11 protein-coding genes are annotated in these 12,576 nt (G+C 73.1%); 5 read left to right on the forward strand and 6 right to left on the reverse strand.

The genetic code is table 11. The features are described from left to right. Positions 1-39: 39 nt before the first annotated feature. The 5 genes from BGO45_RS09505 to BGO45_RS09525 form a co-directional block, all read right to left on the reverse strand. Positions 40-1,341 (reverse strand): DUF58 domain-containing protein, encoded by a 1,302-nt coding sequence (locus BGO45_RS09505; protein WP_292693365.1) that lies wholly within the window; start codon positions 1,339-1,341, stop codon positions 40-42. Beyond that, complete coding sequence (locus BGO45_RS09510; RefSeq protein ID WP_292693730.1) at positions 1,341-2,270, reverse strand: MoxR family ATPase; 930 nt, start codon at positions 2,268-2,270, stop codon at positions 1,341-1,343. The genes BGO45_RS09505 and BGO45_RS09510 overlap by 1 nt, the downstream gene beginning before the upstream one ends. A 95-nt stretch (positions 2,271-2,365) precedes the next feature. After that, positions 2,366-3,532, reverse strand: coding sequence for a DUF4350 domain-containing protein (locus BGO45_RS09515; protein WP_292693368.1), 1,167 nt, complete (start codon positions 3,530-3,532; stop codon positions 2,366-2,368). Continuing rightward, positions 3,529-4,200 (reverse strand): DUF4129 domain-containing protein, encoded by a 672-nt coding sequence (locus BGO45_RS09520; protein ID WP_292693371.1) that lies wholly within the window; start codon positions 4,198-4,200, stop codon positions 3,529-3,531. Before BGO45_RS09520 ends, BGO45_RS09515 begins: the two co-directional genes overlap by 4 nt. Further along, a complete protein-coding gene (locus tag BGO45_RS09525) occupies positions 4,197-5,480 on the reverse strand; it encodes a glycerophosphoryl diester phosphodiesterase membrane domain-containing protein (protein WP_292693374.1) in 1,284 nt (427 codons plus the stop codon). The genes BGO45_RS09520 and BGO45_RS09525 overlap by 4 nt, the downstream gene beginning before the upstream one ends. A gap of 160 nt (positions 5,481-5,640) precedes the next feature. On the opposite strand from BGO45_RS09525, the gene mtrA reads away from it, so the two are divergent. The 5 genes from mtrA (at position 5,641) to raiA (ending at position 11,203) form a co-directional block, all read left to right on the forward strand. After that, positions 5,641-6,321, forward strand: coding sequence for an MtrAB system response regulator MtrA (gene mtrA, locus BGO45_RS09530; protein ID WP_076491002.1), 681 nt, complete (start codon positions 5,641-5,643; stop codon positions 6,319-6,321). A gap of 7 nt (positions 6,322-6,328) precedes the next feature. Next, positions 6,329-8,014, forward strand: a complete 1,686-nt coding sequence (gene mtrB / locus BGO45_RS09535; protein WP_292693378.1) for an MtrAB system histidine kinase MtrB — start codon at positions 6,329-6,331, stop codon at positions 8,012-8,014. Next, positions 8,011-9,669: an LpqB family beta-propeller domain-containing protein gene (locus BGO45_RS09540; protein ID WP_292693381.1), complete on the forward strand. Its 1,659-nt coding sequence runs from the start codon at positions 8,011-8,013 to the stop codon at positions 9,667-9,669. Before mtrB ends, BGO45_RS09540 begins: the two co-directional genes overlap by 4 nt. 93 nt (positions 9,670-9,762) lie before the next feature. Then, positions 9,763-10,446 carry a ComF family protein gene (locus tag BGO45_RS09545; RefSeq protein ID WP_292693383.1) on the forward strand — a complete coding sequence of 228 codons (684 nt, stop codon included), beginning with the start codon at positions 9,763-9,765 and terminating at the stop codon, positions 10,444-10,446. A gap of 94 nt (positions 10,447-10,540) precedes the next feature. Next, on the forward strand, positions 10,541-11,203 hold the full coding sequence (gene raiA, locus BGO45_RS09550; protein ID WP_076490998.1) for a ribosome-associated translation inhibitor RaiA: 663 nt from the start codon (positions 10,541-10,543) through the stop codon (positions 11,201-11,203). Positions 11,204-11,262: 59 nt separating this feature from the next. Here raiA and BGO45_RS09555 read toward each other — a convergent pair whose 3' ends face one another. After that, entirely contained in the window at positions 11,263-12,573 is a 1,311-nt protein-coding gene (locus BGO45_RS09555) for a hypothetical protein (protein ID WP_292693387.1), read from the reverse strand. Between the last annotated feature and the right edge of the window lie 3 nt (positions 12,574-12,576).

The following is a 12,576-nucleotide window of genomic DNA, read 5'->3' on the forward strand; positions in this document are numbered from 1 at the left end:
GCATGGGGAGTGTGAGAGGGGGGCCGTGCCACCGGGTGCTCAGAGGCGCCCGGCCGCCTTGAGCACGAGATAGCGGTCGGCGACCAGCGGCGGCAGGTCGTCGGCCGACGCCGAGATCGCATCGCCGCCGGCCCGTTCGACGGCCTCCCGCACGCGATCGGCGTCTGATCGGGCGCGCTCGACGGCGGCCGCGGCGTAGACGGCGGCGGCGTCGTCGAGCTCGGGGGCGTCGCCGGGGCCGTCCGTGGCCGTCGCGACGAGCAGACGCGAACGTGCCGCCACGGCGGGCAGCGACGCGAGGAACGCGCGCGCGGCCTCCGGATCGTCCGCGGCCGTCAACAGCACGACGAGGGCCGGGCGCTGCGTGAACCCGCGCACCTGGGTGAAGGCGGCATCCCAGTCGGTGTCGATGAGCTGCGGTTCGACGGAGGCCATCGCGTCGACGAGCGCGGGAAGCAGCCCCGCGCCGTCGACGCGCGTGACGCGCGCCCGGGTCACCCGATCGAACATCAGCAGGTGCACGTGGTCGCCCGCCCGTGCCGCCAGGGCGGAGAGGAGCAGGGCCGACTCCATCGCGGCATCGAGCCGGGTGCCGTCGCCCACCCGCGCCGCGGCGGTCCGGCCGGTGTCGACGACGATGACGACGTGTCGATCGCGTTCGGGGCGCCAGGTGCGCAGCATCGTCGTTCCCGCGCGGGCCGTGGCGCGCCAATCGATCGAACGCACATCGTCGCCGCGCACGTATTCGCGCAGGCTGTCGAACTCGGTGCCGGGACCGCGCACCTGCAGGGTCGTGTTGCCGTCGAGTTCGCGCAGACGCGCGAGGCGCGACGGCAGGTGGCGTCGCGACGTGAACGGGGGGAGCACGCGGAGTCCGGCCGCGGACGGGATCGTCGCCTGCCGCCCGGCGAGGCGCAGCGGCCCGTCCGAGCGCACGACCACGAACTCGCTGCGAAGCTCGCCGCGCCGGCGCGGCAGGAGCGGCAGGGGAGCGCCGCGTCGTTCCCCCGGCGGCACGACGAAGCGCAGCCGCTCCGGGGGGACGCCCGCGGTGGGCTGCCACGCGTCGCGCACCTGGGCGCGGAGCAGGCGACGGCCGAGGTTGCGCACCCGCAGTTCCCCCGCGACCGGCTCGTCGCGCAGGGCGCGTTCGGGCAGCCGCCGGCTGATCTCGACCGTCCGGGGACTCGCGGCGAGCAGCATGTCGACGGCGGCCAGCCCCGCGCACAGCCCGAGCCAGCCGCCCACCACGGCCCACGGCTCGGCCCCGGCGGAGGAGAGCAGGACCAGGGGGACGACGCCGAGCGCGACGAGCAGGGCCAGGCGGCCGGTGACGTGCATCAGAGCGGAACGCGGGTCTGCTGCAGGACCGAGGTGAGGACGGCATCCACCGAGACCCCTTCGATCTCGGCTTCGGGTCGCAGCCGGATGCGGTGCCGCCAGACGGGCACGAGCATCGTCTGCACGTGGTCGGGGGTGATGGCGGGGTAGCCGCCGAGCCACGCCCACGCCTTCGCCGCCGCGAGCAGACCGGTGGACGCGCGCGGGCTCACGCCCAGCAGCACGGACGGGCTCTGCCGGGTCGCCCGGGCGAGGTCGACGACGTAGCCGAGCACGTCGTCGGCGACGGCGACGGATGCCGCCGCGCGCTGCGCCGCGAGGATCTCGGGCGCCGTGACGACGGCATCCACCCCGGCGTCGGCGAGGCGCCGCGGGTCGAACCCGCCCGCGTGGCGGCGCAGGACGTCGACCTCGGCGTCACGGTCGGGGAGATCGACCACCAGCTTGAGGAGGAAGCGGTCGAGCTGGGCCTCGGGCAGCGTGTAGGTGCCCTCGTGTTCGACGGGGTTCTGCGTGGCCGCGACGAGGAACGGATCCGGCAGCGGTCGGCTGACGCCGTCGGACGAGACCTGGCGCTCCTCCATGGCTTCCAGGAGCGCGGCCTGCGTCTTCGGGGGTGTGCGGTTGATCTCGTCGGCGAGGAGCACGTGCGTGAACACCGGGCCGGCGCGGAACTCGAACTCGCCCGAGCGTGCGTCGTAGACGAGAGAACCCGTGACGTCGCCCGGCATGAGGTCGGGGGTGAACTGCACCCGTCGCGTGTCGAGCCCGAGCGCCCGGCTGAACGACCGCACCAGCAGCGTCTTGGCGACGCCCGGCACGCCCTCGAGCAGCACGTGGCCGCGCGCGAGGAGGGCGATGAGCAGCCCCGTGATGGTGCCGTCCTGGCCGACGACGGCCTTGCCCACCTCGGTGCGGACGCGGTGCATCGCCTGACGCAGCGCGGCGTCGTCGGCGTCCGCTCGAGCGGGCGCCGGTGTCGGGGCCGCGGTGGGGTGGTCGGGGGAGCCGAGAGGACTGTCGGTCATCGGGAGGTCCTTTCCGTTCGAAGGGTCGCGCGGACGCTCGTCTCGAGATCGCGCAGTCGATCGCTGGCCGCGACGAGCTCGCGGTCGGTGCGGGGGAGGTCGTCGATCAGGATGCCGTGCACGACCGCCCGGTCGGTTCCGAGCCGTTCCGCCACCGCGTCGGCGATCTGCTCCGCCGGCGTGCGCGCCGGCAGACCGAGCAGTCGCACCAGTCGGCGGCGGGCGGCACGGCGCAACTCGTCGAGTGCGTGCGCGGCGTCGCCGGAGGCGGCGTAGAGCCGGGCCCGTCCCTCGGTGGTCTCGTTCGCGCGCACCGTGACGGGCAGGCGTTCGGTCACGAGCGGGCCGAATCGGCGCCCGCGCCACACCGCGGCCGTGAGTCCGGCGATCAGCAGCAGCGCCATCGCCGGCGTCACCCACCCCGGGGTGAGGTCGCCGATCGTGGGGACGGCGCTGCCGGTGTCGGCGTCGGCGAGGGACGGCACATACCAGACGAGGGTCGCGTTGCGCCCGAGCAGCCCGAGGGCGAGGGCGGCGTCGCCGTCGAGCGGAAGGGCGCGGTTCGTGAGGACGGACAGCCCGTCGACCGCCGTGATCGACCGGCCACCGTCCTCGTGGACGAGGACGCCGAATCCGCCCTCCGCCGGGTAGCACCCGGTCACGCCGTCACCGGGTGCGTACAGCTCGCCCACATGGGCGGGGCCGGCCGCACGGGGTGCGGGAAGATCGCACATCGGGTCGACGGAGCGGTCGTCCACGACGTCGCCCAGCGTGGATCCGTTCAGCAGGACCTCGAGCGTCCGGGAGCGCGGCTCGACGAGCACGACATCGCTCGCCTTCGCCGTGAGACGCCGGAGCGTCGCGTCGGTGAGCATCGGCGCGTCGCGCAGGACGAGCGTGCTCGGCGCGGTGTCCAGGGCGCGTTCGGTGGCGGCGAGGTCGCGTGCGACGACGACCCGCACCCCCTGCTGCTCGAGGACGCGGACGACCGCGCGGGTGCCGTCCGGGGCGGGGGAATCGGGGTCGAGCGCATCGCGCGGCGTCCACTCGCCGGACACCAGCGTCGTGCCGAACAGCCCGACCACGGCGAGGCCGGCGACGAAAGCGATCCAGCCGACCGCGGTCCGGCGGCGGCGGGTCGTCGGCGCGGCGAGCGACGTCACGGCGCGACCGCCCCGGCATCCGGGAGTCCGACACGGGCGCGCACCGCGGTCTCGTCGAGGCGGCGGACGAGGGCGTAGGCGTCGGCCGTGCCGGGGCGTCCGAGATAGCGCACGTCATCGAACACGGAGGCCGCCGCGAGTGCGGGGCCCTCGAGAGAGGGGAGCGTCGCCCCGGCGGTTCGGGCGAAGGCGCGGGCGGTGGCTCCCGGCGGCGGGTCGACGATGCCGCGCTCGGACAGTCCGCGCGCGAACGAGCGGAAGCGGAGGACGATCGCGGCGTCCCAGTCGCCGCGGTCGGCCGCTGCGGCCGCGTCGGCGCGGAGCTCGTCGGCCGAGCGCCCGTCGTCGTCGTCGAAGAGGGCACGGGCGGCCGGGTGGGCGCGGGCGGTGCGACGGGGGCGGCCCCAGATCAGCAGTCCGACGACGATGGCGGCGACGGCGAGGACGGCCAGCACGACGAAGGCCCACGGGCCCCAATCGCCCGACACCGGTGCGGTGAACAGTCGCTGCAGGAAGTCGAGGACGGCCCGTGCCGCCCGGTCGAACGGTGTCGGCTCGGCCGCGCGGTAGATCGGGTCGGCGAGCTCGCGCTCGGCCCACTCCCGCGCCTCGTCGGCGTCGGGGAGCAGCGGAACGGCGCCGACCAGCGCCCGGAGGGCCGTGATCACGAACCCGCGGGCGGGGCGCCGGGGGCGGCCCAGGCGGTCGGGTCGGACGGTGGGGTCGCCGGCGCGGGCTGCGGGGTCGGTGCCGGCTGCGGCGCCGGTGCCGCGGTGGGTGCGGGATACGCCGCGGGGGACGGAGCCGGCGCCGCGGTCGGTACGGGCCACGCCGCGCCCGGGCCGCCGGCCGCGGGCTGTGCGGGCCAGGCCGCCGCCGGCGGCGCCCCCCACGCCGGGGCGGGCGCGAACCTGCGGCCGATGCCGGCACGGTACGGGTCGGCCTGCTCCGTCGCTCCCGCGTCGCGCGCCTCGACGTAGGTGGAGAGATCGTGGTCGAGGCCCTCCACGCGCATGCGCGCGTCGACGTACACCAGCACGGCCGAGGTCGATTGCACCACCACGGCGATGCACTGGACCAGCAGGATGCCGATCTGCCCGACGAACTGGATCACCACGAAGGCCACGAGCGCGCTCGGGTTCTCGGCTCCGGTCGGCGCGACGATCGCGGAGATCCCGCTCGAGAGCAGGCTCAGGGGGATCGAGATGACCTGGGCGACGAAGCCGAACGCGAGCGAGATGATCACGATCACGCCGAACGTCGACCAGAACCGCCGCCGCGTGAGCACCCACGACCGCGCGATGGCGCGTCGGATGCCGACCCCCTCGAGGATCATCGCGGAGGGGACGAGGAAGAGCTTGGTCGAGAGCCAGGCGTAGAGGGGGATGAGGCCGAGGGCGAACAGCACGCCCAGCACGATGCCGAGCGGGAGGACCGCCAGACCCACGAGGACCGCGATCCCGCCCAGCACCGCGAGGACGGTGACCGAGGCCAGAAGAGTGAGCAGCGCGTACCCGATCAGCCGGAGGAAGACGGGGCGCACCCGCCTCCAGGCCTCGCGCAGCGTCGGCTTCTCGGCGACGACCGCCGAGGCGACCTCGGTCACGACGACCGCCTGCACGAGGATGCCGAGCGCCCCGGCCAGGGCCCCGAGCACCAGGGCGGCGACGCCGGTCAGGGCGATGGACCCGGTCAGGACGGCGTCGAACGCGTCGCTGCCCTCCACGAGGGTGTCCAGGCGCGAGAAGCTCGCGATCGCCACGGCCGCGATGGCCGCCGTCACGACGACGTAGGCGACGGTCTGCACGATGAGGGCGAAACCCAGCAGGACGCGGGGGTTGTGGCGCAGCGCCACGAAGGAGCGCCCGAGGATGGTGCCGAATCCGTAGGGATGCAGCGGCACGATCCCGGCGCGCGAGGCCGGCGTCCAGGCGGGGTACGCGGTCACGATGACGCCTCCTCGGCGGTCGGCTGTGTCCTCATCGTGTCACACACCCCGGACAGGCTCGGCCTCATCGCGGGCACGTCGACTACGCTCGGGGTGATGCGCCCCACCCGCGGCGCGTTACCCGTTCCCGAACGGGGCCGAGACGGAAGACGTACACCCGATGACTTCACGGATCCTGGTTGTCGACGACGACACCGCGCTCGCCGAGATGATCGGCATCGTGCTGCGCACCGAGGGATTCGAGACCGTGTTCTGCGCCGACGGCGCGCAGGCGGTCGACGCGTGGCGCACCGAGCGCCCCGACCTGATCCTTCTGGACCTCATGCTGCCCGGTGTCGACGGGATCGAGATCTGCACCCGCGTCCGCGCGGAGTCCGGCATCCCGATCATCATGCTGACCGCCCGCACCGACACCGCCGATGTCGTGAAGGGGCTCGAGTCCGGCGCCGACGACTACATCGTCAAGCCGTTCAACCCGAAAGAGCTCGTCGCCCGCATCCGCACGCGGCTGCGTCCGGCGCAGGCCCCGGCCGACGAGATGCTGCGGATCGGCGACCTCGTCGTCGACGTCGCCGCACACGAGGTCCGCCGCGGCGACAGCCCCATCGCGCTGACCCCGCTCGAGTTCGAGCTCCTCGTGGCCCTCGCCGAGAAGCCGCAGCAGGTCTTCTCCCGCGAGATGCTCCTCGAGCAGGTGTGGGGGTACCACTACAAAGCCGACACGCGTCTGGTCAACGTCCACGTCCAGCGCCTGCGCGCCAAGATCGAGGCCGATCCCGACAACCCGCGCATCGTGACCACCGTGCGCGGGGTGGGCTATCGCGCCGGCGCGGTGGCTTGAGGCCCTCATGACGGGCGCGGTGCGCACGCTCCCGATCACCCGGGTGAGGCGGCCGATCGACTGGCGCGGCCTCCGCGACCGTCTGGCGACGCTCTGGCGTCGCTCCCTGCGGTTCCGCACGATCGTGATCGCCGTCGCGCTGACGGCCGCGACGATCCTCGTCACCTGCGTGGCGATGGCGCTCGTCATCCAGAACGAACTGTTCACCGCCCGCAAGGACCAGGTGCTCCTCGAAGCGCAGCGTGCGACCGCCGCGGCGCAGGCGACCCTGGATGCCGCGGTGGACTCCACCGACCCGGCCGCGGCGCAGACGCTGATGAACGGCATCGCCACGCGCCTGTCGCAGCAGTCCTCGAGCGACCTCATCGCGCTCTACCGCATCGGGCCGCCCTCCCCGCTGGCGCCGCAGCCGTTCATCTCCCCGGCGTTCGACTCCGCCATCGTCACCGACGCCCTGCGGACGCAGGTCCAGTCCAATCCCGATCTGCAGTGGTGGCAGTCGGTGGCGTTGCCGTCCGACGCGGGGCGCGACGTCCCCGGCATCCTGGTCGGTCATCAGCTGCGTTTCCCCGCGCAGGACGGCGTCGACTACTACGAGCTCTACATGGGGTACGACCTCACCAGTGCCGCCCAGACGCTCGCGTTCGTGCAGGTGCTGCTGTGGGTGGTCGGTCTGGTGCTCGTCGTGCTGATCGGCGCCATCGCCTGGGTGGTGCTCCGATCGGTGACGACCCCGATCGCGGATGCCGCCGAGACCAGCGCCAAACTGGCGGCGGGCGACCTGGGGGTGCGGCTGCCCGTCCGCGGAGAGGACGAGCTGGCCACGCTGAACCGCTCGTTCAATGCGATGGCTGACAGCATCGAGTCCCAGATCAAGGAGTTGGCCGACCTCTCGCTCGTGCAGCAGAGGTTCGTCTCCGATGTCTCGCACGAGCTGCGGACGCCCCTGACGACGATCCGCCTCGCCGCCGACATGATCAACGACCAGCGGGCGGAGTTCGAGCCGACCACGGCGCGTGCCGCCGAGCTGCTGCACGCCCAGGTGCAGCGGTTCGAAGTGCTCCTCACCGACCTCCTCGAGATCAGCCGGTACGACGCCGGCTCGGTGCAGCTCGAGCTCGAGCCCACGAGCATGGCGCACCTGGCCGAGGACGTCATCGCGTCGATGGAGCAGCTCGCCCACCAGCACGGCAGCGACGTGCGTCTCGTCGCGCCCGGCGGATACACCCCCATCGACATGGACGGGCGGCGCGTGCGCCGGATCGTGCGCAATCTCCTCGGCAACGCGATCGAGCACGGGGAGGGGCGGCCGATCGTCGTCTCCGTCGACAGCGACCGGGATGCCGTGGCCCTCAGCGTCCGCGATTTCGGTCTCGGGATGCGGGCCGACGACGTGGAGCGCGTGTTCGACCGCTTCTGGCGCGCGGACCCTTCGCGCGTGCGGACGATCGGCGGCACGGGGCTCGGGCTCTCCATCGCGCTGGGCGACGCGCGGCTGCACGGCGGCACGCTGTCGGTGTGGTCCGAGCTGGGCCACGGCTCGAACTTCCTGCTCACCCTCCCGCGCGACGGGCGTCCGCTCGGCGGATCGCCGCTGCCGCTCGTCCCGGACGACGAGCAGGGCGGCGCACTCGAAGCGCTGGGGCTGACCCAGCCGATCTCGCTCGGACGGACGGGGAGGACGCCGTCGTGAAACGCGCATTCGCGGGCCTGAGTCTGCTTCTCGTCCTGGTCCTCTCCGCCTGCACCGGGCTGCCGACGACCGGGTACGTCAACCCGGGCCGGGGACCGGAGGTCGACCAGACCCAGCAGTTCGCCTTCGTGCCGGACGGTCCGCTGGAAGACGCATCGCCCTCCGAGATCGTGGAGGGCTTCCTGCGCGCGGGATCGGGCCCCGCCGACGACTGGGCCACGGCGAAGCTCTTCCTCGCCCCCGGCACCCAGTGGGACCCGCGCGCCCGCGTGACGATCGACCGTCTCGCCGACCGGCGCGCGACGGCCGTCCCCGATGGGACGAGCGTGGGCGTGCAGCTCTCGACGATCGCCGGGGTGGATGCCGACGGCGCCTACTCCCCGGCGGTGAGCGGCGCCACCGAGACCCTCTCGTTCACCCTGGCGCGCGTCGACGACCAGTGGCGGATCACATCCGCGCCCGACGGCGTCGTGCTGTACGAGGAGGTCTTCCCGACCGTCTACCAGGCGGCATCCGTGGCGTACTTCGATCCCACGTGGAGCTACATCGTCCCCGACGTCCGATGGTTCCCGCGCCCGCTCGTGGCCAGTCGCGTCACGACCGCCCTCGTCGACGGGCAGCCCAGCGCGTGGCTCGCGGGCGCCGTGAAGAGCGCGTTCCCCGACGAGCTCTCGCTGGTGGGGCGTTCGGTGACCCTGTCCGCGAGCGGCGTCGCGCAGGTGCAACTGCCCCAGGCGGCACTGAGTCTGGATCGCACCACCCTCGACCGCATGCAGACGCAGTTGACCCGCAGCCTCGTCACGGCCGGGATCAGCGAGGTGCAGATGACGGTCGACGGGACTCCCATCGCCGCGAGCGAGCTGCCGGTGAAGGTCACCCGGGTCGATCCGTCGCCGGCCGTGCTCACCGCGGACGGGACCTTCGGGGTGCTCAACGGTGAGACCGTCGACACGATCCCCACGCTCTCGGATGCGGTGGAGTCGCTGGCGCCGACGAGTGTCGAGCTCGAAGCCGACCGCAGTCTCGCCGCGGTCCTGACGCAGCAGGGGGCGGTCGCCAGCGCGCTCGCCGACGGAGGCACCTTCCTCCTCGACGACCGCGCGGGTCTGCTGCCGCCGTCGATCGATGCCGTGGGGGAGATCTGGAGCGTTCCGCGCTCGTCGCCGTCGCAGTTGCGCGCGTACACGCCGCAAGGGGTTCCGCGCGAGATCGGCAACGCGTGGCCGGATGCCTCCGAGGTGGTGTCGTTCCAGATCTCGCGCGACGGCACACGTGTCGCGGCGGTCGTGACCGTCGCGGGGGTCCGAGAGGTGTGGCTCGCGGGCATCGTGCGCGAGGGCAACGCGGTCAGCCTCGGCCCCCCGCACGTCCTGTCGTTCTCGGAACCGGGTGCGTTCGATCTCGCCTGGCTCGACGACACGGTCGTCGGGGTGCTGACCTCCGTCGACGGGGCGGCACGACTCGATGAGCTCAGCGTCGGCGGTCGGGGCACCGTGGGATCCGTCCCCGAGAGCGCGAAGGCGATCTCCGGGGGCAGCGCGAGCGTGCGCATCCTCGACGACTCCGGCCGCCTGTTCAGCCGCCGCGGCAGCTCGTGGACCCTCGTGGCCACCGACATCCGCGTGCTGGCGGTGCAGCAGGGCACCACGTCCTGACCCCTCCTCCCCGGGGTGGCGCGACGGCGGCCTGGTCCACGGACCGCGACACCGGGTCGGCGGGCGGATGCCGCGCTGCTCCACGCTTCCGTCATGGCTTCCTCTTCTCCGACGGTGTGGCGGCGTGCGATCCGCGGCGCCGTCGGCGACGCGCTCGCGTTCTGGTTCCCGGTGGCGTGCGCGGGGTGCGGCGCGCTCGACGTCGACATCTGCGAGGGATGCCTCGCCGCCCTCGTCCCGCGCGTCGTGAGGCGTCGTCTCCGCGCCGATGTGGAGGTCTTCAGCGCGCTGGAGTTCGACGGCGTCGCCGCGCGCGTCATCCGCGCGATGAAGTCCGACGGGCGCACGGGCCTCGCCCGCGCCCTCGGTCCCGCTCTCGCGGCGGCTCTGGCGGCGGCTCCGGCGGACGCGACCGTGACGACCGTCCCCGCGTCCCGCGCGGCCGACCGGCGCCGGGGATACCGCCCCGTCGACCTCCTCGTGCGCAGCGCCGGAGCGCGGGCCGTGCCGCTGCTGCGGATGCGCCGCCGCTCCGCCGATCAGCGCGGTCTCACCCGTTCGGCACGGCAGGCCAACGTGGCCGGGCTGTTCGTCGCGCGCACCCCTCCTGCCGGGCCGGTCGTCGTGGTCGACGACGTCCTCACCACCGGCGCCACTCTCGGGGACGCGGTGTCGGCCCTGCGTGCGGCCGGAGCGCGCGACATCGTCGCGGTCGCGCTCGCGCACACGCCGCGACGCAGCGGATCCTCACGTGAATCCGAGGTGATTGACACGTGACAGGTCGGTGTCCATCCGACTACCGTGGGAGGGACTGAAGGCGACGGCTGTTCCGCCCTTAGACCGGGCGGAACCCGGAACAAGGAGGTCACGGATGGACACCAGCATCGTCGGCGTGGGAGTCGGTATCACCGATCGATTCCGCTCGGTGGTCGAAGAGAAGGTCAGCCGGATCGAGCACCTCGCGCCCCGCGCGAACACGCTCGAAGTCAAGGTGACGCATCGCTCCTATCGCAACGGCCGGATGGAGGACGATACCGTCGAGCTCACCCTCGATGGAAAGGGTCCCGTCGTCCGGGCGGAAGCGACCGACACCGACAAGTTCGCCGCTCTCGATCTGGCGGTCGACAAGATCTCCGAGCAGGTGCGCCGCGCGAAGCAGAAGCGCGTCGACGCCCGAAACCACCCGCGCGGGGCGAAGTTCGAGAAGGGGACGGGCGAACTCGCGGGCATCGACGTCGAGCCCGCCTCCGTCGACGTCCTGCGTGCCGTGGCGACGGGTTCCGTGCCCGTGCAGGCGGAGTCCGCAGAAGAAGCGGAGTACTGCCCGGTCGTCATCCGGCAGAAGGAGTTCGGCGCCGAGTGGATGACGGTCGAGGACGCCGTCGACCGGATGGAGCTCGTCGGCCACGACTTCTTCCTCTTCATCGACGCGCGCACCGACCACCCGAGCGTCGTCTACCGCCGCAAGGGCTGGGACTACGGCGTCATCGCGCTGGGCACCCAGGCCTCACCGGAGGTCGCGGTCGCGTCCTGACCATCGACGAAGAAGGGGCCCCGTCCATCGGACGGGGCCCCTTCTTCGTTCACGACGGATCAGCCGTCGAAGATGTCGCCCAGCAGCGAGCCGATGACGAGGCCGCCGAGCATGCCGCCGACCATGTTGCCGCCGCTCATCCCGCCGCCGCGACCGTAGCCGCCGCGGCCGTACCCGTTGCCGCCCCAGTCGTCGGGGCGGGACTGTTCGATGTCGCGCTGGGCCAGCTGCAGCGACTCGGACGCCAGGGCCCCGGCGCGCCGTGCCGTGGCGAGCGCGGTCTCTCTCTGGTCGTCGGCGATCGGTCCTAGGGGGAGACCGGCGCGCAGCCGCTCGGCCTCGACGAACCGCGTGCGCGCGTCCGCGCCGATCCATCCGCGGTGTCCCGTGATGAGGCCGCGGGCCACGGCGAGCTGGCGGTCGGCGTCGTCGATGGCGTGCTCGACCTGCTCCTGCGAGGGAACGGGTCGGGCCGCGCGCTCGCGGGCGAGATCCAGGTCGGCATTGGCTTGACGCAGCGAGGAAAGCGAGCTGAACGGGTCGGTGCGGGCGCCCGCCGCGGGCAGGGCGTGCAGCTCGCGCTCGAGCGTCGCCATGGCCTGGAGCACGGCCGGCGTCTGCGCACCTCGACGGGCATCGATCAGGTCGCCCCGGGAGTCGTCGATCACGGCCGCGAGCGTCGACTCGGCGCGCAGGGCCTCGATCTCGAAGGTGTCGACGGCGTCCAGGAGCGATTCGGCGCGCCGCACCGCCTCGGTCGCGGCTTCGAGCGCGACGGACGCCTGCTCGCGCTGACCGGCCTCTCGACGGCGCTCCGAGACGCCGGCGGTGTGCACCGCGAAGTCGAGGAGTTGTTGGACCTCTTCGGGGTTCCCGGCGATCTGCTGGAGCGCCGAGGGGCTGTACCGCTGGGCCAGCCGCTCGACGATCTCTCGGGCGTGGGGGACACGCTCGGCCAGACGGTCGCGGTCCGCGCGCACGCGGGCGAGCGTCTCGGGTGCGCGTCGTACCGCATCGATCTTGGGCTGCAGGACGAGAGTGCGTTCTTCGAGGAGATCTTCGGCCCACTCCGACAGCTGGATGATGCGGGCATTGCGCGTCCGCAGCTCATCCTTGGTGTCGGGGATCTCGTCGTGGTTGAGCTGGTGCAGCTGGAACGCCTCGGCCAGGTGCACCTTCACCGACTGCAGGGCCGCCGCCAGGTCTTCCGTGGCCTTGTCTCCGAGTTCGGCGCGCGCGAAGTCCAGCTCGTCCGAGGTCAGCCGCACGCGTTCGTCGGCGGCGACGATGGCGAGTTCGGCGCGGCGTGCCAGATCGGCATCCGCGGCGTCCTGCTCTTCGCGCTTCCTCTTACCCCAGAAACCGGCCATGCC

The organism is Microbacterium sp. 71-36, from assembly GCF_001898305.1.
Classification (GTDB): domain Bacteria; phylum Actinomycetota; class Actinomycetes; order Actinomycetales; family Microbacteriaceae; genus Microbacterium.

Coding starts and splice junctions, on each gene's coding strand:
- raiA (WP_076490998.1), top strand. CDS start 10,541: ATGGACACCAGCATCGTCGGCGTGGGAGTCGGTATCACCGATCGATTC.
- mtrB (WP_292693378.1), top strand. CDS start 6,329: ATGACGGGCGCGGTGCGCACGCTCCCGATCACCCGGGTGAGGCGGCCG.
- BGO45_RS09510 (WP_292693730.1), bottom strand. CDS start 2,270: ATGCACCGCGTCCGCACCGAGGTGGGCAAGGCCGTCGTCGGCCAGGAC.
- BGO45_RS09505 (WP_292693365.1), bottom strand. CDS start 1,341: ATGCACGTCACCGGCCGCCTGGCCCTGCTCGTCGCGCTCGGCGTCGTC.
- mtrA (WP_076491002.1), top strand. CDS start 5,641: ATGACTTCACGGATCCTGGTTGTCGACGACGACACCGCGCTCGCCGAG.
- BGO45_RS09545 (WP_292693383.1), top strand. CDS start 9,763: ATGGCTTCCTCTTCTCCGACGGTGTGGCGGCGTGCGATCCGCGGCGCC.
- BGO45_RS09555 (WP_292693387.1), bottom strand. CDS start 12,573: ATGGCCGGTTTCTGGGGTAAGAGGAAGCGCGAAGAGCAGGACGCCGCG.